General features: G+C 63.3%; 22 protein-coding genes. 16 read left to right on the top strand and 6 right to left on the bottom strand.

The genetic code is table 11. The annotated features are described in order from the left end of the window. Window positions 1-3: 3 nt before the first annotated feature. Genes IVB31_RS25695 through IVB31_RS25685 form a run of 3 tightly spaced genes read right to left on the bottom strand, consistent with a single transcriptional unit; the run spans window position 4 to window position 3,495 of the window. On the bottom strand, window positions 4-543 hold the full coding sequence (locus IVB31_RS25695) for a VOC family protein (protein WP_247329390.1): 540 nt from the start codon (window positions 541-543) through the stop codon (window positions 4-6). 19 nt (window positions 544-562) lie between these two features. Further along, window positions 563-2,440 carry a TRAP transporter large permease subunit gene (locus tag IVB31_RS25690; protein ID WP_247330548.1) on the bottom strand — a complete coding sequence of 626 codons (1,878 nt, stop codon included), beginning with the start codon at window positions 2,438-2,440 and terminating at the stop codon, window positions 563-565. A gap of 38 nt (window positions 2,441-2,478) precedes the next feature. Then, entirely contained in the window at window positions 2,479-3,495 is a 1,017-nt protein-coding gene (locus IVB31_RS25685) for a TRAP transporter substrate-binding protein (protein ID WP_247329387.1), read from the bottom strand. A 137-nt stretch (window positions 3,496-3,632) separates the two neighbouring features. Between IVB31_RS25685 and IVB31_RS25680 the strand changes: the two genes are divergently transcribed. Further along, complete coding sequence (locus IVB31_RS25680; RefSeq protein WP_247329385.1) at window positions 3,633-4,688, top strand: LacI family DNA-binding transcriptional regulator; 1,056 nt, start codon at window positions 3,633-3,635, stop codon at window positions 4,686-4,688. A gap of 103 nt (window positions 4,689-4,791) precedes the next feature. On the opposite strand, the gene IVB31_RS25675 is transcribed toward IVB31_RS25680, so the two are convergent. From IVB31_RS25675 to IVB31_RS25665, 3 genes are all read right to left on the bottom strand, one after another. Further along, window positions 4,792-6,471: a CocE/NonD family hydrolase gene (locus tag IVB31_RS25675; RefSeq protein ID WP_247329381.1), complete on the bottom strand. Its 1,680-nt coding sequence runs from the start codon at window positions 6,469-6,471 to the stop codon at window positions 4,792-4,794. 50 nt (window positions 6,472-6,521) lie between these two features. Then, entirely contained in the window at window positions 6,522-7,352 is an 831-nt protein-coding gene (locus tag IVB31_RS25670) for a creatininase family protein (RefSeq protein WP_247329378.1), read from the bottom strand. A 209-nt stretch (window positions 7,353-7,561) separates the two neighbouring features. Then, window positions 7,562-8,464: a LysR family transcriptional regulator gene (locus IVB31_RS25665; protein ID WP_247329375.1), complete on the bottom strand. Its 903-nt coding sequence runs from the start codon at window positions 8,462-8,464 to the stop codon at window positions 7,562-7,564. A 126-nt stretch (window positions 8,465-8,590) separates the two neighbouring features. Here IVB31_RS25665 and IVB31_RS25660 point away from each other — a divergent pair, with 126 nt between their 5' ends. The 15 genes from IVB31_RS25660 to cutA all read left to right on the top strand — a co-directional run bounded on the left by IVB31_RS25660 (window position 8,591) and on the right by cutA (window position 24,450). Then, the gene (locus tag IVB31_RS25660) at window positions 8,591-9,049 is read left to right on the top strand and encodes a cupin domain-containing protein (protein WP_247329372.1); all 459 of its coding nucleotides are present in this window, start codon (window positions 8,591-8,593) and stop codon (window positions 9,047-9,049) included. A gap of 3 nt (window positions 9,050-9,052) precedes the next feature. After that, window positions 9,053-9,880, top strand: coding sequence for a cysteine hydrolase family protein (locus tag IVB31_RS25655; RefSeq protein ID WP_247329369.1), 828 nt, complete (start codon window positions 9,053-9,055; stop codon window positions 9,878-9,880). Continuing rightward, complete coding sequence (locus tag IVB31_RS25650; protein ID WP_247329366.1) at window positions 9,877-11,232, top strand: FAD-binding oxidoreductase; 1,356 nt, start codon at window positions 9,877-9,879, stop codon at window positions 11,230-11,232. The genes IVB31_RS25655 and IVB31_RS25650 overlap by 4 nt, the downstream gene beginning before the upstream one ends. 3 nt (window positions 11,233-11,235) lie before the next feature. After that, on the top strand, window positions 11,236-11,820 hold the full coding sequence (locus IVB31_RS25645) for an NAD(P)H-dependent oxidoreductase (RefSeq protein ID WP_247329364.1): 585 nt from the start codon (window positions 11,236-11,238) through the stop codon (window positions 11,818-11,820). Window positions 11,821-12,245: 425 nt separating this feature from the next. Continuing rightward, window positions 12,246-13,241 carry an ABC transporter substrate-binding protein gene (locus tag IVB31_RS25640; RefSeq protein ID WP_247329362.1) on the top strand — a complete coding sequence of 332 codons (996 nt, stop codon included), beginning with the start codon at window positions 12,246-12,248 and terminating at the stop codon, window positions 13,239-13,241. A 10-nt stretch (window positions 13,242-13,251) separates the two neighbouring features. After that, window positions 13,252-14,106 carry an ABC transporter ATP-binding protein gene (locus IVB31_RS25635; protein WP_247329359.1) on the top strand — a complete coding sequence of 285 codons (855 nt, stop codon included), beginning with the start codon at window positions 13,252-13,254 and terminating at the stop codon, window positions 14,104-14,106. Continuing rightward, entirely contained in the window at window positions 14,103-14,903 is an 801-nt protein-coding gene (locus tag IVB31_RS25630; RefSeq protein WP_247329357.1) for an ABC transporter permease, read from the top strand. Before IVB31_RS25635 ends, IVB31_RS25630 begins: the two co-directional genes overlap by 4 nt. Then, entirely contained in the window at window positions 14,900-16,261 is a 1,362-nt protein-coding gene (locus IVB31_RS25625) for an amidohydrolase family protein (protein WP_247329355.1), read from the top strand. Before IVB31_RS25630 ends, IVB31_RS25625 begins: the two co-directional genes overlap by 4 nt. A 17-nt stretch (window positions 16,262-16,278) precedes the next feature. Beyond that, window positions 16,279-17,304 (top strand): aromatic ring-hydroxylating dioxygenase subunit alpha, encoded by a 1,026-nt coding sequence (locus IVB31_RS25620; protein WP_247329353.1) that lies wholly within the window; start codon window positions 16,279-16,281, stop codon window positions 17,302-17,304. 152 nt (window positions 17,305-17,456) lie between these two features. Further along, entirely contained in the window at window positions 17,457-18,704 is a 1,248-nt protein-coding gene (locus IVB31_RS25615; protein ID WP_247329351.1) for an amidohydrolase family protein, read from the top strand. Between the two features lie 137 nt (window positions 18,705-18,841). Continuing rightward, window positions 18,842-19,813 carry a 2-oxoglutarate and iron-dependent oxygenase domain-containing protein gene (locus IVB31_RS25610; protein WP_247329349.1) on the top strand — a complete coding sequence of 324 codons (972 nt, stop codon included), beginning with the start codon at window positions 18,842-18,844 and terminating at the stop codon, window positions 19,811-19,813. A gap of 5 nt (window positions 19,814-19,818) precedes the next feature. Next, complete coding sequence (locus IVB31_RS25605; protein WP_247329346.1) at window positions 19,819-20,589, top strand: alpha/beta fold hydrolase; 771 nt, start codon at window positions 19,819-19,821, stop codon at window positions 20,587-20,589. After that, entirely contained in the window at window positions 20,589-21,470 is an 882-nt protein-coding gene (locus IVB31_RS25600; RefSeq protein ID WP_247329343.1) for an FAD binding domain-containing protein, read from the top strand. The genes IVB31_RS25605 and IVB31_RS25600 overlap by 1 nt, the downstream gene beginning before the upstream one ends. Then, a complete protein-coding gene (locus tag IVB31_RS25595; RefSeq protein ID WP_247329339.1) occupies window positions 21,467-21,997 on the top strand; it encodes a (2Fe-2S)-binding protein in 531 nt (176 codons plus the stop codon). The genes IVB31_RS25600 and IVB31_RS25595 overlap by 4 nt, the downstream gene beginning before the upstream one ends. A gap of 59 nt (window positions 21,998-22,056) precedes the next feature. Further along, a complete protein-coding gene (cutA, locus tag IVB31_RS25590; RefSeq protein WP_247329335.1) occupies window positions 22,057-24,450 on the top strand; it encodes an aerobic carbon-monoxide dehydrogenase large subunit in 2,394 nt (797 codons plus the stop codon). Window positions 24,451-24,453: the final 3 nt, after the last annotated feature.

The following is a 24,453-nucleotide window of genomic DNA, read 5'->3' as shown; positions in this document are numbered from 1 at the left end:
GGATTAAAGCTTGGTCAGATCGGGGAAGGGACGCACGGGATCGCGTCCGTCCCAGTCCTTGGCGGCCGCGCGGATCAGGTCGAACATCTTGCCCTTGGGTCCGGCGACCTCGGACAATTCGATTACCGTTCCCGGATGATATTCCGTATCGAAATAGACGAAGCGTCCGCGCGCGCCGACCTCGCCGCTCATGACTGGCTTGAAACCCTCGGCTTCGAGCCGCGCCAGATCCGCATCATAGTCTTCGGTCCAGTAGGCGACGTGCTGAAGACCCTTGTGCCCCGCCTTGAGGAAGTCGGCATACATCGAGGGTGCATCGTTGCGGATCTGGATCAGCTCCATCTGCAACGGTCCCGAATTCGCCAGCGCCACCGAGTTGTGGGGCTCATAGGCCTCGCCGCGATAGCGGTAGTTCACGATTGGAACCCGCGGATTGTAGAACCAAGGCCCGATGCCGAGCTCCCGGCTCCAATACTCCATCGCCTTTTCGATGTCGTCAACGACGTAGCCGGCTTGCCGGATCTCGCCAAAAAAACGGCTCATTGCATCATTCCCACTGTCTTCAGAATTTGAGGAAGCCGATCGACAGCCACGGCACGGCGGCGACGATGGCGAGACCGATGAAAAGCGCGGCGACATAGCCCCAGATATGCTTGAGGCCTTCATCCGGCGATATCTTGCTGATGGCGCAGGCGCCGTAATAGCCGACGCCGAAGGGCGGTGCGAACAGGCCGATGCCCATCGCGAGGATCACGACCATCGCATAGTGCACTTCATGCACGCCGGCCTGCTTGGCGATCGGAAACAGCAGCGGCCCGAACAGCACGATGGCCGGAATCCCCTCGAGCACGCTGCCGAGCACGACAAAGGCCAGGATCGAGATCGCGAGGAAGCCGTAGGCGCCGCCGGGGATCGCCGCCATCGCCTTCGCCAGCTGCTGCGAGAAGCCGGATTGCGTCAGGCCCCAGGCCATCGCCGTGGCGCAGCCGATGATGAAGATGATCGCGCCCGTCAGGGACGCCGTCTCGACCAGCATGGATTTCAGCCGTCGCCAGGGAAACTGGCGGTAGACCAGAAGACCCATCAGCACGGCGTAGGCGATGCCGATGGTCGAGACCTCGGTGGCGGTGGCGACGCCTTCGACCACGGCCGTGCGGATCACGAAGGGCAGCAGAATGGCGGGCAGGGCGACGATGGCGAGTTTCGCGATCTCGCGCTTCGAGGCACGCCGTATATGGCTCAGATCCTCATGCCGGTAGCGCCGCCACACCACCACGCAGAGCGCGGTGCCGACGACCAGCGCCGGCAGCAGCCCGCCGGTGAACAGCGCCGCGATCGAGACGCCGGTCACCGAGCCGATGGTGATCAGCACGATGCTCGGCGGTATGGTTTCGGTCTGCGCGCCGGTGGCCGAGAGCAGCGCGACGAGGTCGCCGGGCTTGGCGCCGCGCCGTTGCATCTCCGGCAGCAGCACCGGCGCGATCGCGGCCATGTCGGCGATCTTCGAGCCGGAGATGCCGGAGACCAGATACATGGCGCCGACCAGCACGTAGGACAGTCCGCCCCTGACATGCCCGAGCAGGCTCGCCAGAAACTGGATCATGGCCCGTGCCATGCCGGTCATCTCGATCAGCGCGCCCAGGAAAATGAACAGGGGCACCGCGAGCAGAATCAGATGCGACATGCCCTCGTCGAGACGGCCGACCATCACCATCATCGGCGTGCTGGTCGTCAGCGCCAGATAGCCGAAAGTCGCGAGCGCAAAGGAGAAGGCGATCGGCACGCCGGCGAACACGTTGGCCGCGACCACGCCGACGAAGAAGATGATCAGGTTGTAGCGTCCGAGCGGGGCGAGGAGTGGTCCGGCAAGCCAAAACGCGGCGATCAGGACGGCTGTCATGGCAAAGGCCGCGACGATCAGCGCGGGGCGGTGATGCGTTGCGAGCCGGATCGCGGCGACGACGGCCATCAGGGTCATCCCGACAGGAATTGCGGCTGCGCGCCAGGCATTGCTGATCTCCAGCGCCGGGGTGACGATGATCTGTTCCTCGCTCGCATAGTCGAAGGCGGGATGCAGGATCAGCGCCAGCAAGGCCAGCGGCGCCACCGCCGCGATCGTGTCGAAAAAGGCGCGCGCGCCCGGGCCGATATGGCTGACGAGTCCCGTCATGCGCATGTGCTCGCCCCGGCGCAACGCGATCACCGCGCCCAGCATCGAGAGCCATAGAAACAGGATCGAGGCCAGCTCGTCCGACCAGATCAGCGGGTTGTGGAAGACGTATCGCATCACGACGCTGGCGAGCATGATGCCGATCTCGACCAGAACGAGGCCGGCCGCGACGGTTTCGACCACCGCGCCGAGCCAGCGGTCGACGGTGCCGAGGCCGCTCGCGGATTTGCGCGCGCCTGCATTGGAGGCAGTCGGAGCGGCGACCTCCATGTAGTCCGTCATCTGATGCTCTGCGATCGTCATCGCGCTCAGGCCAGCTTGCCGACGGCGCCTTCGAGCAGCGCCCAGGTCTCGTCGCCGAAGCGGCCCTTCCATTCGCCGTAGAAGCCGGCGTCGCGCAGCTTGGCACGGAACGAGTCCGGCGCAGGCTTGGTGAAGTTCATGCCCTTGCTCTGGAGATCGGCGTGCACGGTTGCATTGAACGCCTTGATGTCGTCGCGTTGCTTCAGCCCGGCATCGTTGATGGCGTTGCTGACGATGGTCCTCAGGTCGGCGGGAAGCGCGTTGAAGGCGCGGGCGTTGGCGATGAACCAGAAGCCGTCCCAGATGTGGTTGCTGATGGCACAGTACTTCTGCACCTCGTAGAGCTTCGCAACCTGGATGATCGGCAGCGGATTTTCCTGCGCGTCCACGATGCGGGTCTGGAGCGACGAGTAGACCTCGCTGAACTGCAGGCTCGTCGGCGACGACGACAGTGCCTTGAACATGGAGATGCTGAGCGGGCTCACCGGCACGCGGATCTTGAGCCCGTCCATGTCCTTGGCGCTCTCGATCGGCTTGGCGCCGCTGGTGATCTGGCGGAAGCCGTTGTCCCACATCTTCTCGAACGTATGGAGACCGACCTTGGCCATGGCGGCGCGGACATGCGCGCCAAGCGCGCCGTCCATTGCTGTCCAGACCTGATCGTAATCTGCAAAGGCAAAGCCGACCGCGTTGATCGCGGCGACCGGCACCAGGGTCGCGACCACGAGCGCGGAGGGCGTGAAGAAGTTCAGCGCGCCGCTGCGCACTTGGGCGAGCATGTCGGTATCGCCGCCGAGCTGGTTGTTCGGGAAGATGGCGATCTCGACCCGGCCGTTGCTTTCCTTGGCGATGCGATCGGCGGCTTCCTGGGCGCGGATGTTGAGGGGATGCGTCAGCGGCAGGTTGTTGCCGTATTTCAGCGAAAATTCGGCCGCCCTGGCCGGGCGCGAGAGGCCGCCGATCAGACCCGCCGCGGGAAGGGCGGACAGGGCTTGCAAGGCGCGCCGACGGGTCACGGGCATGAGCATCTCCTCCAGGGGTATTTGATGTTATTTGATGTTTCTGAGACAATGTTGATGCGAAAATTGCGACTTCGAGCTACGGTGTCAAACGAAAATGATGATGGTTTTTGATGTATCTGAGGTTGGACGACCCTGAGATGGACAAACCGGTAGCCTCCTCGCTCAGCCGCATCGTCGATGTGGCGCGCCGCGCCGGCGTGTCCACGGCGACCGTCGACCGCGTGCTCAATCGCAGGCCCGGTGTGCGGGCGATGACGCAGCAGCGCGTGCTCACCGCCGCGTCCGAGCTCGATTACATGCCGGCCGAGAATCTCCTGGCGGCGATGCGGCCCAAACCGATGCGGCTGTTGTTCCTGCTGCCGTCGGGCACCAACCGTTTCCTGTCCGCGCTGGGGCAGCTGATCGTGCATTCCGATGGGCGGCTCGCGCCTTTCAACGTCCATTGCCAGGTCGACACCATCAAGAGCTTCAATCCCGACCTGCTGGCGCGCCAGCTCTGGCGGTCCCGCGACAAGGCCGACGGCATCGCTTTCATGGCGCTCGAGCATCCGGTGGTGAGGGAGGTTGTCGACAGGCTGGCTGAGCACGGCGTGCCGACGGTGACGCTGATCTCGGATATCTTGAATGCGCGCCGCGCCGCCTATATCGGACTGGACAATCGCTCTATCGGGCGCACGGCCGGCTATCTGATCGCGCGCTTTCTGGGCGAGCGTGCGGCCAAGGTCGCGATGATCGCGGGCAGCCGCAGCTACCGCGCGCATGAGGAGCGCGAAATGGGCTTCCTGCATGTCTTCGAAGAACTATTCCCGGCCATCAAGGTCGTGGGCCTGCGCGAAGGCCATGACGACGCCGACCGCAACTATCGCCAGACGCGCATGCTGCTTGGCCAACATCCGGATCTTGCGGGAATCTACAACATCGGCGGCGCCGCGGACGGTGTCGCCCGGGCCCTGAAGGAAATGAACCGGGAGCGCGACGTGGTCTTCATCGGTCATGGCCTGACCTCGGACACGCGCGGCTTCCTGCTCGACGGAACGATGGATGCCGTCATCACCCAAAATCAGCTCAACACGATGATGAGCTGTGTCGGCATCTTCGACAATCTGCGCGCCGGCCGCAGCGCCATGCACGGCATCGAGGCGCCGCGCAGCGAGATCATATTTCGCGAGAACATTCCGGCGCTGGGGAGCTAGATCCAAAGGACTTGATGATAGCCCCGGCATGCCTACGCCGAGCGAGCCGACGGCGAACCAGCCGCCACCCGCCGCGATCAAGATGGTGCGCTTGCCGGTCGCCTCACTTTTGTGAGCCGACTTGCCCAACAGGCAGCCGGAGAAGCGATGGCCGGGATGGACCATGCCACACCGCAATTGTGGTCACGACAGCATGCGTCTTCGGTGAGCTGATCGGATCGCCGCCGGTTCCTGGGTTTATCGGATACGCCGGATAGTCCGCTCCTGCGATGGAGAGACGCAGCCGCTCACCCTTCTTGAGCGTAGCGCATGTGGTAGCCAATTTGAGCCGGTAACGACCGGGCGTCGCACTGCGATAGTGCGCATATCCGCTGGAAATCTGAAAAGCCCTTTCATCGGAGGTCACGAGCGAAAGGATACAAGAGAGATCAAAGCTTGGACGGTCGCAGCTCAGGTCGAGTTCGACCTCGGGGTCACCGACCACTTCGATCGCGTGCTCAAGAGTTTCCGTCGTGAAAGTCAGGACATCGCCGCGTTCATCAGTGACCCGACGATCGACTGGGCCAGTCGGAACGCCATAGTAGCCGCCGGTGGTCGGTGCGGGCCGCCAAGGGTCATGCACGATATGCTCGACATTGTCGTCCCGGTTTTGCCGCGGACCAAGAGCTCCATCTTGCGGGTCCATCGATGTCCGCCCCGTGCCGCCCAGAAACAGGGGCTGCGTTTCGTCCGGTAGATCCTGGTACTGTCGCCACGTCTTCAGTCCCATATCGAACAACTCGATCCTTCGGTGTTCCGCATCGCTCGGCAAACCTTTGAGAACGCGGTCAAAGAACCAGATGTGATCCAGATCGACATTGCGTTGCGCCTCGGGCCCGAAGTCGACCGAGCCGACCTTCCGTGTCCACGGGAAGTGGATCCAGGGTCCGACAATAAGGCTCGTGTCCTCACTGCTGGCTGCGAGAACGCGGAAGGCCTCGACCGTGGCGGGAAGAAACGGGTCGAACCAGCCGCCGACGAACAGCATCGGCAAATGGCGGGCGCGAATGGCGTCCACGCGCGTCACGGGCGATACGCGGTCCCAGTACGGCGAATCGACAGGCGTTTCGAGCCAGTCCATGACGTGCGAATAGTGCCGGTACTTTTGCAGCAGCTGCGGCATTGCCGCGATCGGGCCGTTGAACGGCATGTTACCCGTGGCGGCTTGAAGGGCGCTGAATGCGTCGTCATCGCCGGCCCGTCGTGCTGCCTCTGCGGTGATCTGAATGCCCCAGCCGATCATGTGCTTCATCTGGAGGGCGCCGTTCTCGTAAGCCCAGTGCGCTGGATTCCACGGGCCCATCGCCGGCGCGAGGGCCTTGAGGGACGGGCAGTCTCCCGCAGCCGCAAGCAGTTGGTTGTAGGCTTGATAGGAAAAGCCATACATCGCGACATCGCCATTGGCGCCATCGAGACGCGCCGCCCATTCAACCGTCTCCGCGCCGTCCTCGATTTCGGTTTCGCCAGGCCGGAATGTCCCCTCCGACGTGCCGCGTCCCCTGACGTCTTGCACCACGACGATGTACCCATGTGACGCGTACCACGCAGGATGCGCGTAGCAGATGCTGCACGCGATGCGCCTGCTGTAAGCTTGGCGCTGAAGCAGAACCGGGTACGATCCTGGCGCCGCCGGACGATATACGTCCGCATCGAGCCGTGTGCCGTCCTTCAACGTCATCGTTTCGAGCTTGGGCGGAAGGACGGGTATTCGGGTGGAGCTTGCTGGCATCTGCTGCAACTTCATCGACGTGAACTCATGTCCTCAATTGGATTGAACGTCCCGCGGCCCTGGACTCATTCCGTGGTCGAGGGAGTGAAGTCCGCCGTCGCTCTGATGCGGGAGAGCGGATAATTGTCGACCTCCGAGATCAGCTTGATCAAGCGGCTGGCCGCGCGGTCGATTGCCATGTGGCCACGCTTGTCGTCCGCGAGGGCTGCATTGCCGCAGGCTCCCTTGGGATTGATGTCCTGCATCTGCCAGCCGAAGCCAACTGCGTTGCTCTCCGGCATGAGCATCTCGCATTCCACCTCCAGGGTTTGGGACAGAGATCGGAAATCCTCGGCAAGCGTCATGTTGACGAGACCGGGATGCAGATAGAGCATAGCGCTGGTCTCGATTTCTCCCGCGTGGATTCCGTGCTTGCGTTCGCTCGCAGTGAAAAGGTCGGACAGATCAGTGAAGCGCGACCATTGCGAGGAGACGGCCAGCATTCCCAGCTTGACCCGGAGCTCGCGGCAGACGATTTCCATGACCTGCGGCTGTCCGCCATGCGAGTTGACGAAGACGACCTTGCGTACCCCAGCCCGATGAACGCTTTCACAGACCTCGTACCAGACGCGCCCGAGAGTTTCCGCAGACAGCGTCAGCGTGCCTGGAAACACAGAATGCTCGTTCGATTTGCCGATCGACATCGTCGGCAAGATGAGCGCCGGAAAGTCGTCGGTCATCCGGGCCACTGCGTGCCGCATGATGCCGTCGACGATGGCGGTATCGACGCGAACCGGCAAATGGGGGCCGTGTTGCTCAACGGCACCGACCGGCAGAACAGCGACGATCCTGCTCATGTCGAGGTGACGGAAATCCTCGGCGGAGAGGTCCCACCACCAATGCGATTTTAGTTTCATCTCGGTCGCTTTCTGCTTTGGCAGGGGCCCCAGTGCATGACGTGCTCTCACACGCCGACGAGGCTCGGGTTGCCATAGTTACTGTCAGATATCCGCGACGGCATGAAAAGCGCTTAATTTCGTCTGTTGTGTTGCCCTTTCGGCAACAGAGCCTTGGGCGCGTCGACGACGGTGATGATCGATCTGTCACCTCCGCAGCCGGCCTCCGGTCAGACGGCAACGTCCCGGATCATTGTCTTCAGCATCTCTGCCAACACGCTGGCGATCGCGCTGGTCCCGCGCGTATGGCCGACCAGCATCAGCGCCTGAGTCTCGTGAGAGAGCTCCCGCACGGTCACATGGGCAAGCCGCCCGGCACGTCGTTCGAACTCGACGTCAAACGGCGTCAAAAAAGTGATGCCATCGTCCAAAATGACGGCATGCCGCATGATCTCTATCGAATTCGTCTCGATGGCCGGTTGCAGGTCGATCGCGACGCGGGCGAAAGCCGCATCCAGATAGGGCCGGATCGCACTGGTGCCATCGGCGATGACGAGCGGGTAATCGGTACAATCGCTGAGACGGATGCTGGTTCGCTTTGCCAGTGGATGATTGGGGGCCATGACCGCGCCGAGCCGGCCGACGCCACGGGCCAGGACTTTCAGATTGCTGTCCTTGCCGAAGTCGAAGCCGATACCGAGATCCGCCTCGCCGCTTGCAACGGCGAGCTGAATCTCCGCGCCTGTATTGAACAGCGTCAGGTTGAGCTTGACCCGCGGATTGGCCGCTCGAAACTCCTTCACCGTGCTGGGGACGAGGTTCGAGGCGAGACCGCTCATCATCGCCACCGTGATTTCGCCCCGCCGCAGGCCTTTCAATTCCTCGATCTTTGTCTGTGTACGGGTCAGCTCCTTGAGCGTCTGACGGACATGGCCGATCAGGACTTCGCCCGCGGCAGTGAGGATCAGCTTCTTTGGAAGACGCTGGAAGATCGGCGTTCCCAACTGCGTTTCGAGCGCCAGAATCTGACGACTGATGGCTGACGCGGCGACATTCAGACGGTCCGCAGCCTTGCGGATCGAGCCTGTGCGGGCAACCTCGTCGATGTAGTTCAGCAGCCGGCTGTGAAGCATTCCTGATGCATCCTCGAAATATCCTTGCGCCCCAAGGAATTTCGCAGGATGGCGGCTCGTTGCCGAAAAGGCAACGGGTCTGTCGAATCAAAGCGCTTTGAAGTGACGTTGGCGCGTGCGACATCCATGATTGACGACACGCACACCGTTCGAGGAATTCATCAAATGTCGTTTAGCGTCGCCGATCTCTCGCGTGCGAAAGCCTTTCGCATTTCGCCGAAGGACACCAACTATTTCGCCGTGCTGTTCGATGAGGTGACGGACCGGATCAGCAACATCTTTGTCATCGAGATCTTCCAGGCTGGTGGGGCGACGCCCCCCAACGAGCATGCCGCGGCGCACGAGTTCTTTCATGTGCTGCACGGGGTGGGCGTTGCGCGCTGCGATGGCAAGACCCTGCCAATCAAGAAGGGGGACTCGCTCTTGTTGCATCCCGGTTCCGAGCACGTGGTCCAGAACACCGGTCCGGGCAAGCTCTATACGCTGACCGTGATGACTCCCAACGAGGGCTTTTCCGAGCTGATCCGCAGCGGCGAGTCCGTCGAGCTCGACGCCGAAGACATGCGCGTTCTGCAAGGGCTCTAGTCGATGGACGCGGTATCACCCGATCCTGCCGTGAGCGACGAAGGTCTGCTACCGCTCGGGTCAAGCGGCTCGAACAGCTGGATGGTTTCCGAAGGGCGGGCCGATCTGGTGCGTCAGCCGGTCCCGCCGCGGCCGATGACGGTCCAAGCGCAGGGCAAGCTGATCACGTTCGACCTTGCGCGCACTGCGGTGGTGATTGTCGATATGCAGAACGATTTCTGCCACCCCGAGGGTTGGCTGGCGCACATCGGCGTCGACGTCGCGCCGGCGCGTCGCCCGATCGCGCCGTTGCGGCGGTTGCTGCCCTTGCTGCGCGGCTCTTCGGTGCCGGTCATCTGGGTCAACTGGGGCAACCGGCCGGACCGGCTCAATCTCAGTCCGTCATTGCTGCATGTGTACAATCCGAGCGGCGTCGGTATTGGCCTCGGCGACGCGCTGCCGGGCTCGGGCGCGAAAGTGCTGGAGCGGGGCAGTTGGTCGGCGGCCATTGTCGACGAGCTTCCGGTCGAGACGACCGACATCCATGTTGCCAAGTACCGGATGTCGGGTTTTCAGGATACTGAGCTCGACAGTATTCTTCGCAATCTCGGCGCGACCACGCTGATGTTCGCAGGCGTAAATGCCGATCAGTGCGTGCTCTGCACGCTGCAGGACGCGAATTTCCGCGGCTACGACTGCGTACTGCTGGAGGACTGCGCCGCCACGACCTCGCCCGACTACTGCATGGCCGCGACCATCTACAACGTTAACCAGTGCTTTGGCTTCGTCGTCAGATCCGAGGCGCTCGCGGCTGAGCTCGCGCAGCGTGCATTCAGGGGTGACCGATCGTGAACGATCTCGCGTCCAACGCTCTCGACCGGCTTGTCGCCGATCTCGGCGACATTCCTGTCGTGACCGAAGAAAAGGTCGTGCGCCGGCGCTCGCGCGACTTCTTCTGGTACAGTCCGATCCTGAATGCACAGCTCGACGGGAAGTCGGCCGACCTGATCGTGTTGCCGCGCAACGAAGATGACGTGGTTCGAGCAGCGTCTCTTTGCGCACGCCATCGGGTGCCGATGACCGTGCGTGGCGGCGGCACCGGAAATTACGGGCAGGCCGTGCCACTCCAGGGCGGTGTTCTGCTCGATATCTCCGGGCTCGACAGCATCGAATGGATCAAGCCAGGCGTCGTCCGTGTCGGCGCGGGGGCCAAGATGAATGCGATCGATGCCGCTGCGCAGGCCCAGGGGCGGGAGCTGCGGATGCATCCATCGACGAAGCGCACGGCCACGATCGGCGGCTTTGTCGCGGGCGGATCGGGGGGGATTGGTTCCGTCGCCTATGGCGGCTTGCGGGAACCGGGCAACATTCTGGCTGCGCGCATCGTCACCCTTGAAGAGGAGCCGCGTGTCATCGAATTGCGCGGCGACGCGGCGCAGAAGGTCAATCGCGCCTATGGCACGACCGGCATCATCACTGCGTTGGAGATGCCGCTCGCGCCAGCGTGGAAATGGATCGACGTCGTGGTGGTGTTTGACGATTTTGTCGAGGCGGCGGCTTTCGGCTACGAGGCTGCCCTGGCCGACGGGATCGTGAAAAAGGTTCTCGCACCGGTCACCTGGCCACTACCGTCCTATTTCGGCGCGCTGAAACCGTATTGTCCGGATGGGAAGAGCGTGTTGATGGCGATGATCGCCGAGCCCTCTCTCGAAAGTTTCAAGTCACTGCTCGGTCGCCGCGGCAATATCACGCTCGAGATGCCGACCGATGACAGCCTGAGCCGGGTCCCGCTCTACGAATATTGCTGGAACCACACCACGCTGCAGGTGCTGAAGACCGATCGCTCCGTGACCTACCTGCAATGCCTCTACCCGCATGACCGTGTCCTGGAAAAGGTCGTCGAGATGCGGGAGCTGTTTGGAGACGAGGTTTTGCAGCACCTCGAGTTCATTCGCTTTGGTGGCCGCGTCACCTGCAGTAGCCTGCCGGTGATCCGTTACACCGATTCAGATCGCCTGAACGAGATCATACGGCTGCATGAGGAGCGCGGTGTCTTCATTGCCAACCCGCACGTCTTCACCGTCGAGGACGGTAGCCGCTACAAGCGCGCCGATGCGGATCAACTCGGCTTCAAGCACGAGGTCGATCCGTTCGGCCTGCTCAATCCCGGCAAGATGCGGAGCTTTGTCAGCGCGAGGTTATGAGCGATGCGCGTGCTCTACGTGTATTGCCATCCGCTCGCCGACAGCTTCCACGCGGCCATTCGCAACGAGGCGCTCGCCGGACTTGCCGAGGCCGGCCATACCGTCGATCTGCTCGATCTCTATGCGGAGGGGTTCGATCCCATCCTGACTGCGCAGCGCCGCAGCGACTACCACGACCCGGGGCGTAACCGACGCAACAACGAGGCCCATGTCGCGCGCCTGATGGCGGCCAATGCGCTGATCGTGCAGTTTCCCACCTGGTCGTTCGGGCCGCCGGCGATGCTCAAGGGCTGGTTCGATCGCATGTTCGGCCCGGGCATCGCGCTCGATCTGTCCGATCCCGGCCATGCCCGGCCGATGCTGCAGCACATCGAACGCATCACGGGTATTGCGACCTATGGTCGGCCGCGTTGGCAGGCGATTGGCATGGCCGATCCGCCGCGCAAGATCATCAAGCGCTATCTGCCGTGGTTCACGGGCGGCAAGGCGCGCGTGCGCTATTACGCGCTCTATCACATGAACGTCGCGACGGCAGACAAGCGCAGCCGCTTTCTTGCGAGGCTGCGGCGGGACATGAGCCGGTTCTAGCCCCGTCTTGCGAAGCGGCGTCACCGCGAAGTTCTGGCGAACTCTACGTCGGTGGCTACTTGGTCACTGGCGCGCAGGGCCGTCCTGTTTGCTGCTCTGCGCGTATCTTCGGCAGCCGGTTGCCCATGAAGCCGGCATTGCCGCGGAGGCAACGAAACACGCAAATCCTGGATTCCTTTCCTACACCAAACCACGATCGGCTTGGTTTGATGGATGGAGACATGCCAGGCGGCTGACCTGATACGGTTGGCCAGTCCTCAGGCCGACGCCGCTTGCCCATGAAAGTGGCGTTGCTCGAAAGGCAACAGATTGCGCGAATTAAAATGCTTTGAGGTGACAGTCTGCCCATGCATCTTCAAGGCTGTCACGTCTCCCAGCACAGTGCCCGCCGGCCATCGCCGGCGCGATCCAGGAGTGCACCCCGCATGACCATGAAAAATCTGTCCCGAACTGTTGCAGCCGGTCTGGTCGCAGGCGTCGCCTTGTCCGCGTCACTGGCGCCGGCGCGGGCTGCCGAGAAGGTGACATTCCTCACAAGCTGGTTCGCGCAGGCCGAGCATGGCGGATTCTACCAGGCCAAGGCGACCGGGCTGTACGACAAGGCTGGCCTCGACGTCACGATCAAGATGGGCGGCCCGCAGGTGAACGGTTCGCAGCTCCTGTTGGGCGGCGACGCCGATTTCATGATGGGCTACGATATCCAGGTTCTCAAAGGCCGTGAGCAGAATCTGCCTCTGGTGACGGTCGCCTCGTCGTTTCAGTTCGACCTGCAGGGGATCATGACCCATGACGACGTGGCTGATCTCGCCGCGCTGAAGGGCCGGCCGATCCTGATTGCGGGATCGTCGCGTACGACGTTCTGGCCCTGGCTGCGTGCCAAATATGGCTATACCGACGAGCAGATCCGACCCTACACTTTCAACCTGCAGCCCTTCTTCGCCGACAAAACCGTGGCGCAGCAGGCCTATCCGTCGTCCGAGCCGTATCAAGCCGAGCAGCAGAACGAGAAGGCCAAATTCTTCCTGCTCGCCGACGGCGGCTACCCGCCTTACGGTTCGACCATCGTCACGACCGAGAAGATGATCGCTGAAAAATCCGACGTCGTGGCGCGCTTCGTCAAGGCATCGCTCGAAGGCTGGCGCGACTACATGAAGAATCCGGCGCCGGCAAATGCCCTGATCAAGGCCGATAACGGCAAGATGACAGATGGGCAGCTCGCCTTTGCGCTCGAGAAAATGAAGGAAATGAAGGCAATCGACCGTGGGGATGCGGCAACGCTCGGAGTGGGGATCATCACTGCCGACCGCTACCAGAAGATCTACGATTTTCTGGTCACGGGCGGGATGCTCGACCCGAAGGTGGACTGGCACAAGAGCTTCGACGATCGTTTCGTCAAGGACCTGAAGATCGGCGTGAACTAGGGGAGCCGACATGACGGCGCTGCTGCCCGTTGAACCGCTCGGCGAGAAAGCAAGGCAAATGACGCCGGGTTGCGGCCAGCCACCGGCCGTTGAAGTTCTGTCCGCCGAGAAGGTCTTTGCCAACGGCGCGCGCGGACTGGCGCCGATTGATCTTTCCGTCGCAGACGGTGAGTTCCTGACCCTGATCGGTCCGTCCGGCTGCGGCAAGAGCACCTTGCTCAAGCTGATCGCCAACCTCATCGAGCCGTCCGACGGCCGGCTGTTGTGGTGGCGCGGCGACTTCGCGCAAGTGGGACGGGAGGGAAGGCGCCTCGCTTTCGTATTCCAGGAACCGACCTTGATGCCATGGGCTCGGGTCGAGGCCAATGTCCGCTTGCCGCTCGAGTTCGCCAACATGCCACGGGGGACGGCGGATCCGAAAGTCGCGGATGCGATTGCGCGTGTGGGCCTGTCCGCGTTCAATCGGCATTTTCCAAGGCAGCTGTCCGGCGGAATGAAGATGCGCGTCTCGATCGCGCGTGCCCTGGTCACGAGCCCCAACCTTCTGTTGATGGACGAGCCGTTCGGCGCACTCGACGAATTCACCCGGAACAAGCTGGACGATGATCTCGTCAATCTGTCGTGGGAGCGTAAGCTGACCACGGTCTTCGTCACCCACTCGATCTACGAAGCTGTGTTCCTCTCGACCCGGATCATTGTCATGGCCGCGAACCCCGGTCGCATCTTCCGCACGATGACCATCGATCATCCGCAGCCACGCGATCAGGGATTCCGCGATAGCCCGAAATTCGCAGCCTATTGCCGCGAATTGTCGACCTGGCTTGCTGAGGCATCCATTCAGTCAGCCATGGGAGACGGATCGTGAAGCCGCTGTTCGAGTCCGAGGTCTTCGTGCGGATTGCAGCCCCGGTTGCGGTTGGTGTTGTCCTGTTCGCCGTGTGGGAGATCGGCTTTCGGCTGACGTCCGTTCCGGTCTATCTGTTTCCGAAGCCGTCCGACATTTTCACGAGCTTCCTGCAGCATGGTCCCTCGCTCTTCCGCGCGCTGCTGGTGACCTTGCGCGTGACCTTGCAGGCTTTCGTGGCCGCCGTCATTCTCGGCACGCTGATCGCCTTCATGTTCGTGCAGAGCCGGGCGATCGAGGTCGGCCTCTTTCCCTACGCGGTGCTCCTGCAGGTGACACCCGTCGTCGCGATTGCACCTCTCATCATCATCCTGGTGAAAAACACCCAGCTATCCCTGACCATCTGCGCAACGATGGTGGCGCTGTTTCCCATCATCTCCAATACGACGCTTGGCCTGCGCAGCGTCGACCCCGGACTTGCGAACTTCTTCCGGATGAATCGCGCCAGCCGTTTCAAGACGTTGGTCAAGCTGCGCATTCCCGGCGCGCTGCCCTATTTCTTCGGCGGTCTGCGGATATCGAGCGGCCTTGCGTTGATCGGCGCGGTTGTCGCGGAGTTTGTGGCGGGCACTGGCGGCCGTTCGTCGGGGCTCGCCTACGAAATCCTCGATGCGGGATTCTCTCTTGATATTCCCCGCATGTTTGCAGCGCTGTTCCTGATCACGCTGACCGGGGTCGTATTGTTCGGGGTCATGGTTGCGCTGTCGCAACTGGCTCTGTCGAATTGGCACGATAGCGAAACCAGGGCCGAGGCATGACCGCCATGTTGATCGACAATGCCGCCGGCATCTTTACCGGCCTGCCGGGCGCCGCCATGCGCGCCGCCGGCCAAATCCGCATCCGTGACGGCGTGATCGTCGAAATCGGCGCGCTCAAGCCGGAGCCGGGCGAAGAACGGCTCGATGCCAGGGGTGGCGTGGTCTATCCCGGCCTGGTCTCGACCCACCATCATCTGTTCCAGAGCGTATTGAAGGGCGTGCGGTCCGGCATCGATCTGCCGCTGGCCGGCTGGCTGCGCGCGGTGCCTTATCGGTTCTGGTCGAAATTTGACGAGGAGGCGCTGGCTGTCGCGGCCCGGATCGGACTGACCGAGCTTCTGCTGTCGGGAACGACGACGGTTGCAGACCACCACTATCTCTTCAGCGACAGTTTCGGGTTCGACCCGGCACATGTGATCTTCGAGGTCGCGCGCAGTCTCGGCATTCGCCTGGTATTTTGCCGCGGCGGCGGCACTCAGGCGCGCCATGTCGACACCGACAGGTTTGCCGCGATGCCGGTCGAGACGCTCGATCGCATGCTGCAGTCGGTGGAGGCCTGCGCGCAGCGCTTCCACGATCCTTCGCCGAGCGCGCTGTCGCGGGTTGCGCTGGCGCCGACTACGCCTACCTGGTCGCTCGATCCCGGTGAGCTGCGCGAAGTGATCGCCGCGGCGCGGCGAATGGGGGTGCGGCTGCACAGCCATTTGTCGGAAACCGCCGACTATGTCGATTTCTGCCTGTCGGTGCACGGCAAACGCCCGGTGCATTGGCTTGCCGATCACGACTGGCTCGGCGAGGACGTGTGGTTCGCGCATCTGGTGCATCTCGACGAGGAGGAGGTACGCATTCTCGCGAGCACCGGTACGGGCATGGCGCATTGCCCGCAGTCCAATTGCCGCCTCGGCTCCGGCATCGCGCCCGCCGACGCGATGGCGCGCCTTGGCGGCGCCGTCTCGCTCGGCGTTGACGGCGCGGCCTCCAATGAAGCGGCCGACATGCTCTGCGAAATGCACAGCGCCTGGCACACCCATCGCGCGGTGAAGGGGGCGGGTGCGGTGACCGCCGAGGACGTCGTGCACTGGGCGACCGCCGGTGGAGCCCGTGTGCTGGGCATGCCCCATGTCGGCACGCTGGCGCCCGGCCAACAAGCAGACATCGCCATTTTCAAGCTCGATGAGGTCAGGCATTTCGGCATGCACGATCCCCTGATTGCGCCGGTGACCTGCGGCGGCTCGGCCAAACTGCGCTATCTCCTGATCGGCGGCCGGATCGTCGTCGAGGACGGCGCCATTCCGGGGCTCGATCTGCAAAAGCTCAAAACCGATGCCGCGCGTGTCGTCACGCGCCTGGCCGCCTAGACTCGCGGAGGACGATCATGTTGAACACGAAGCAGCCCGTATTGCGCCGGTTCTGGTATGCACTGATGCCGATCGATCATCTCAAGGACGGGCCAAAGCCGTTCACGCTGCTCGGCGAGCCGATCGTTCTGTTCCTCGATGCCAAGGGCGAGCCCGCCGCGCTGGAAGACCGCTGCTGCCATCGCACGGCAAAACTGTCGAAGGGCTGGTGCAACAACGGCAACATCGTCTGCGGCTATCACGGCTGGGAATATGACCGCGACGGCAAGCTGGTGATGATCCCGCAATTTCCGTTCGAGCAACCGGTTCCCGAAGCGAAGGCGCGCTCATTCCGTGCCAAGGCCCGCTACGGCTATGTCTGGGTGGCACTCGATGAGCCCTTGAGCGAAATCCCCGACATTCCCGAGGACGGTATGCCCGGCTATCGCCGGATCAACCAGTTCTACGACAAGTGGAATACGGCCGCGCTGCGGCTGATGGAGAATTCCTTCGACAATGCTCACTTCGCCTTCGTTCACAAAGGTACCTTTGGCGACATAAATCAGCCGAAGCCGGAGAAGTACGAAATCGTCGAGACGGATTCAGGCTTTGACGCCGAGACGATCATCACCATCCGCAATCCGCCAGGGGCCAGCAGGATCACCGGCACGACCGAGCCGACGACCCGGCGGCATCAGCGCAACAAATGGTTCATGCCCTTCTGCCGGCGCCTCGACATGGAGTATCCGTCCGGCATCCGTCACATCATCTTCAACTGCGCGACGCCGATCTCGGACGGTCAGATCCAGGTCGTTCAGCTGCTGTTCCGCAACGATACCGAAGCTGACTGCTCGACGCAGGAGTTGATCGACTGGGACGCCGCGATCATTGCCGAAGATCGCGACATGCTCGAATCCACGAGCCCGGATGCCATCGTCGATATGGGCCGCAAGATCGAGATGCATATGCCATCCGATCGCCCTGGAATGATCATGCGCAAGCGTCTGCTCGATCTGCTTCGGCAGCACGGCGAAGAAGAGCAACCGCAAGAGCAGGTGGCCTAAACGCTCCCCTTGGGCAAGCTCCCGAAAACATGTCCGGGATTGCGGAGAGAGACGGGCAAACCGTTCCCTTCCCCCTGAGACGCGCCGCGGCATGCGCTTTGCAGACATCAGGACCGTTGTAGGCACGATGCCGGGCGAGGAGAACATCAGCGGTGACGTCTGAAGTGGCCGACCTGTTGGTCAAGAATGCCCGAATGCCGGGCGGTGGCGACGTGTTTTCGGATATCGCGATTTCGGGCGGAATCATCACCGAGATCGGACCCAGGATCGAAATCGATGCCCGCGTCACGGTGGATGCGCGCGGAAATCTCGTCACGCCAGCCTATGTCAACGCGCATTTGCACCTCTGCAAGGTCTGGACTTTGCCAATGATGTCGGAAGCGGCCATCGAGGCCTACCATGCCAAGGGCATGAGCGAGGCGGCCAAGGCGATCGATCTCGCGGCCGCGGTCAAGGCCAGCTATGATGCGTCCTGGATCATTCCAAACGCACGGCGTGCGATGGCGCTGGCGGCGCTGCACGGCAACCTCCACATCCGCGGCTTCGCCGATGTCGACACCAAGGCGCGACTCGAGGGCGTCAAGGCGCTGATCGCCGTTCGCGAGGAATTCCGCGGCATCGTCGATCTCCAGGTCGTGGCCTTCGCGCAGGACGGCCTCATTCGCGAGCCGGGAACGGACGCGCTGATGCGGGAAGCGATGGCGATTGGGGCCGACGTCGTCGGCGGCATTCCCTGGATCGAGGCAAATGCCGCCGACGCCGGAGCCCACATCAAATTCTGCTTCGATCTTGCCGCCGAATTCGACACCGACGTCTCGATGCTGCTGGATGATGTCGGCGATCCCAACATGAAGACGCTGGAAGCGATGGCCCGCGAAGCCCTCGCGCGTGGATATCAGGGGCGGGCGTTGGCGCATCATTGCCGGGCGATGGCGCTCTATCCCGAAGACTATCTCGACGAATTGATGCAGCTGTTGCGGCAGGCGCGCATCAGCGTCGTCAGTGATCCCCACACCGGCCCGCTGCATGCGCGGGTGCGGGAGCTCTTGGCTGGAAACGTCAATGTCTGTCTCGGCCAGGACGACATCTCGGATGCGTACTATCCTTTCGGCCGCAACAACATGCCGGAAGTCGCGTTCCTCGCCTCGCATTTGCTGTGGATGACCAGGGAGAAGGAGATCGCCACGCTTTACGAGATGATCACCACGCGCGCGGCCGAGGCCATCAATCTCCGGAACTACGGCCTGAAGGCGGGCTGCGCGGCCAATCTTGTCGTGCTCGATCAACCCAGTGTCGGCGAGGCGCTGCGCTTTCACACCCCGCCCGCCGCCGTCATCAGTCACGGACGGCTGGTCGATGCCGACAAGATGCGCGAGCTCGCCCAGCCTCAGCCTGACTGATTTTTCGCCAGAAGACCTCGCGTTTTGCCGAATATTCGGGCGTCCATGCCGGCGCCGTCCGCGTAACCTAGTTCTGGCGATCTGCTCCCTCAGAAAGAACTTACGGGGAGAGGTCGGCCGGGATACGGAGGACGACAATGCTCGAAGCGGCACGGGTATCAAAGGCCAGCCTGCCGGTGATCGATATCGGCGGGCTGTCTTCGCCGAACCTGTCCGATCGCAAGCAGGTTGCGCGCAACCTGCGCGCGGCCTGCCTGCACAACGGTTTCTTCTACATCTCAAATCATGGCGTCGATGAAGCCCTCGTCGCCGACGTCTTTGCAGAAGCCGCCGCCTTCTTCGATCTGCCGCCGTCGCAGAAGGCCGAGGTCGATAAATCCCGTTCCAAGGCCAATCGCGGCTACGAACCGCTGCAGGGCCAGACGCTGGAGCCCGGTGCGCCGCCCGACCTGAAGGAGGGATATTATATCGGCCCCGAGCACACAGCCGACGATCCCAGGGTGATCGCCGGCATGTTCAACCACGGCGCCAACCAGTGGCCGGCAGCGCGGCCGAACTTCAAGCCGGTGATGCAGGCCTTTCTCGAGGTCATGCTGGATCTGTCGGCGCGGATGATGGGCGGCATCGCGCTGTCGCTGGATCTGCCGGAGGCCTATTTCGCCGGCTATTGCACCGATGCGATGGCGACCGTGCGGCTGCTGCACTATCCGCCGCAACCGGCAGGCGGCAATCCCGATCAGAAGGGCGCCGGCGCCCACACTGATTTCGGCGGGTTGACGTTGCTGCGCCAGGGCGACGTCGGGGGGCTGCAGGTCTGGGATCAGGGTTCGGACGGCTGGATCCACGCCGACCCCGTCCCCGGCACCTTTGTCGTCAACCTCGGCGACATGATCGCGCGCTGGACCAACGACAAGTACCGCTCGACGCTGCATCGCGTTGTCAACGCCTCCGGCCGCGAGCGCTATTCGGTACCGTTCTTCTACACCGGCAATTATGCGCACAACGTCGAATGCATCCCAACCTGCGTGCCGCCGGGCGAGGCGCCGAAATACCCGCCCATCACGGTCGAGGACCACATGCGGGCGATGTATAAGCGGACCTACAAATAACCGCCATGCTCGATGCCGCCTCGCCCCGCTTCACCTTCATCCTGATCCACGGCGCCTGGCAGGGCGCCTGGGCCTGGGAGACCATCGTTCCGCGCCTGAAGGCACTCGGCCACGACGCGATCGCCGTCGATTTGCCGGGCAATGGCCACAACCCGATGACGCCTTCCGAAGTCAATCTCGAACGCTACGCCGCCCATGTCGCAAGCATTGTCGACGCCACCCAAGGTCCGATCGTCATGGTCGGCCACAGCATGGGCGGCACCGCGGCGGCGCAGGCCTGCGAATTGCGCCCCGAGCGGATCGCACTTGCGATCTTCCTCGCCGCGTTCCTGCTGCCGGACGGCATGTCGGTGCTGCAATTCTACGAACGGCACCTCGAGCCATGGATGGTCGGCGCGCACAAGCGGGTCACCTACGACGCGGCCGGGCTGTTGTCGAGCATCGATCCGGCCGCCGCCGTCGAGGTGTTTTACCACAAGGCCGACCGCGTGCAGGCCGAGGCCGCCGCGCGCCGCCTGACGCCGCAGCCCGAAGGCGGCCGCCGCTCGCACCTCAAGCTATCGGGCGAACGCTTCGGCGCCGTGCCGCGGGTCTATATCGAGGCGCGCGAGGACCGCTCGGTGCATCTGCCGCTGCAGCGGAAGATGCAGGCGATGTCGCCCTGCCGCGCCGTCTACGGTCTCGACAGCGATCATGCGCCGCAGCTCTCCGATCCCGACGCGCTGGTCGCGCTGTTCATGACCGCGGTCGCAGAACATGCGAGGTCAATGACCTGATGAAGCCCTCCATCTTTGGCTACCAGGCGCCAACAACCCTTGACGAAGCGATCAGCCTGCTCGCCGGCGACCCCGACGCCGCGGTGCTCGCCGGCGGGCAGACGCTGTTGCCGGCGATGAACTTTCGCGCCGCCAATCCCTCCCTGCTGGTGGACATCCAGCACATCGACGGCCTGCGCAGCATCGTGGTCGGCGCCGAGGCTATCGTCGTCAAGGCGATGGTTCGCCATCGTGAGTTCGAGCTCGACGCGGACGTGCGGCGGGTCAATCCGTTGATCGCGGAGGTCATGCAGCACGTCGCCCATATCCCGATCCGTAACCGCGGCACCGTCGTCGGCAGCCTCTGCCATGCCGATCCCTCGGCCGAAATGCCGCTGCTGTTGGTGCTGCTCGGCGGCTCCGTGATCGTGCAGGGGCTTTCGGGATCGCGCGAGATCGCAGCAGAAAAATTCTTCCAGTCGTTCCTGACCACGGCGCGCAGCCACGACGAGATCGTGGTCGAGGCGCGCTTTCCGTTGCTGCCGCCGATGGCGGGCTGGGCGTTCGACGAGGTGACGCGACGGCACGGCGATTACGCCGTGGTCGGCGTCGGCTGCGTGCTCTCGCTTGATGAAAGCAGCCGTGCGTCGGGCGTGCGGCTCGCCGCCTGTGGCATCGCCGACCGGCCGGTCCGGCTCAAGGAGGCTGAGACGGTCCTGAACGGGACGGCGCTCGGCACCTCCGATCTGGATGCCGCGGTCGCGGCTTCGATGGCCGCCGTGACCCAGCCGGACGATATCAACGTATCCGCAAGCTATCGCCGCCGTGCGCTCGGCACGCTGATCCGCCGGATGGTTGCCAAGGCCGCTCAGCGCGCGCAAATGGCGGAGGTCGCGTCATGACGCGCATGATGAAAGGAACCACGCCCGTTCGCTCCGCCGATGCGCAGACCGAAGTGGAATTGACCGTCAACGGCGAGGTCGTTCGCCGCATTGTCAGCCTGCGGATGCTGCTGTCGGATTTCCTGCGCCACGAGCTCGGCCTGACCGGAACCCATGTCGGCTGCGAGCATGGCGTGTGCGGATGTTGCACCGTCCTGATCGACGGCAAGCCCGGCCGCTCCTGCCTGACATTGGCGGTGCAGGCCAACGGCTACCAGATCCGCACCATCGAATCCGTTGCGAGCGCAGACGGCACGCTGCATCCGGTGCAACAGGCCTTCAAGGAGTGCCACGGCCTGCAATGCGGTTACTGCACGCCGGGCATGGTGATGAACATCCTCGGCCGCTTCGAGGAGAAAGAGCCGCTCGATCTCTCCGACGACGGCATCAGGGAATTATTGTCCGGCAATCTCTGCCGCTGCACCGGCTATCTCAACATCATCGCCGCGGTGCGCCGCGCCGCCGAACTGCTCGGGCGAACGGCATGATCCGGAAAAGTGGGTGCCGACTTTCCGACCGGATCATGCGCAAATAAGGGGGCGGTTGGATGTCGACACGGACGTTTGGCGCGCGTATCGAGCGCAATGTCGATCCGAAGCTGCTGCGCGGCGAGGGCGCCTTTGTCGACGATATTCCGCTGCCGGATGCGCTGCATGTCGCCTTCCTGCGCAGCCCGCATGCGCGGGCGCGAATCAATTCGATCGATACCAAGGCTGCGAAAGCGAACCCCGGCGTGGTCGCGGTTTACACGAGCGACGACATCGGCGCGCTCGACATCGAGATGCCGCTGCTGATCCCGCATCCGTCGATGACCAACCCGCAGACCCAGCGTCCGCTGGCGCGCGGCGACGTGCATTATGTCGGGCAGACCGTGGCGATGGTGGTGGCGGTGGACCGCTACGTCGCGGAAGACGCGACCGCGCTGATAGAGGTCGACTACACCCCGCTGCCGGTCGAGATGGATATGGCGAAAGCGCTGTCCGACGGCGCGCCGCTGGTGCACGCTACCGTTCCGAACAATCTCGCCGCGCACTTCGTCCAGACCAGCGGCGATCCTGACGGCGCCTTTGCCGCGGCCGAGCACGTCACCAAAATCACCGTGCAGGTCGATCGCTCGACCGCGGCACCGATGGAATGCCGCGCGGTTGCCGCGCGATGGGAGGCGGTCACCGGTGAGTTGACGATGTGGGACGGAACGCAGGCGCCGATCTCGGTGCGCGGCGGGCTGGCTTCGGTGTTCGGGATCGACGAGGACAAGGTCCGCGTCATCGCGCCCGACGTCGGCGGCGGTTTTGGCCAGAAGGTGCTGCTGTTCTATCCCGATGAGTTGCTGGTGCCGATGGCGGCGATGCAGCTCGGCCGCCCCGTCAAATACATCGAGGACCGCCGCGAGAATTTTATCGGCTCCTCGCAGGAGCGCACCCAGATCCACACCATCGAATTGGCGGCGCTGAAGTCGGGGGAAGTGATCGGCCTGCGCGATTTCTTTCTGCACGACACCGGCGCCTTCATTCCCTACGGCATCGCGGTGGCGCAAGTTGCCTCCACCTCGATCGCCGGTCCTTATCGAATTCCCAACATCTTCGTGGAGTTCAAGGCGGTCTATACCCCGACGGTGCAGGTGACGCCCTATCGCGGCTGCGGCAGGCCACAGGCCTGCTTTGCGCTCGAGCGAGCGATGGATCAACTTGCGCAGGAACTCGGGCTCGACCGTTTTGAAATTCGCCGCCGCAACCTGATCGCCGACCACCAGTTTCCCTACGCGCGCGAGGGCCTCTTGTTCGCCGACGGATTGAAGGTGACACTCGACAGCGGCCAATACGCCAGGGCGCTGGCGATGGCCGCGACCGAACTCGGTGCCGAAGATTTCGCGACCGTGCAGGCAAAGGCGCTGTCCGAAGGCCGCTATCTGGGCTTGGGCCTCGCCTGCTACGTCGAAGGCACCGGGCTTGGCCCCTACGAAGGTGGCCACGTGAAGATCCATCCCATCACCGGCAAGGTCTACGTCAACACCGGCCTCAGCACGCAGGGGCAGGGGCACGACACCGTGTTCGCACAGATCGTCGCCGATCAACTCGGCGTCTCGCCGCAGGACGTCATCGTGGTCGAGGGCGACACCAAGGCGTTCGACTGGGGCGTAGCGACGTTCGCCAGCCGCGCCGCAGTCGTCAGCGGCAACGCGATCCACAAGACCGCGATCACCGTGCGCAATAAGGTGCTGCAGGCCGCTGCCAACATGCTCGACATCGACGTCGAGTCAATCGAGCTGCGCGACTCCGCCGCTTGGGTGAAAGGCTCCAACCGCTTCGTGCCGCTGGCCGCGATCGCCACCGCCAGCAATCCCTTGCGCTACGCCTTCAACAAGGCGGCGCAAGCGGCGACGCAATTCGCGCCGTCCAGCAAGCACGACGGCCCGCCGCTGGCCGAAGGCGAGGTGCCGGGACTGGAAGCGACCGACTATTACAGCCCGTCGCAATCGACCTGGGCCTACGGCGTCCACGCCGCGATCGTCGAGGTGGATCCGGGACTGTGCACCGTCAAGATCAGGAAATACGTCTGCATCCACGACTGCGGCAACATGATCAACCCGATGCTGGTTGAGGGCCAGGTGATGGGCGGCATCGCCCAAGGTATCGGCGGTGCGCTGTACGAACGTCTCGACTACCAGGCCGACGGCAACCTCGCCAACGCCAGCCTGATGGATTTCCTGGTGCCGTATGCCACCGAGATTCCGGATGTCTCGATTCTGCACCTGGAAACGCCGTCTCCGCTCAACCCCTTGGGCGTCAAGGGCGTCGGCGAAGCCGGCTGCATTGCGGTGGGTGCGGTGGTGGCGTCCGGCGTCGAGGACGCACTCCGCCCGTTCGGCGCCTTGAAATTCCGCCAGGTGCCGCTGTCGCCGACGATGATCGCCGACGCGCTGGAGCAGGTGCGGCATTGAGGG

The organism is Bradyrhizobium sp. 21, assembly GCF_023073335.1.
In the GTDB taxonomy this organism is placed as follows: domain Bacteria; phylum Pseudomonadota; class Alphaproteobacteria; order Rhizobiales; family Xanthobacteraceae; genus Bradyrhizobium.
The sequence above is the reverse complement of the archived record's forward strand: the minus strand, read 5'-3'. Positions and strand labels throughout refer to the sequence as shown.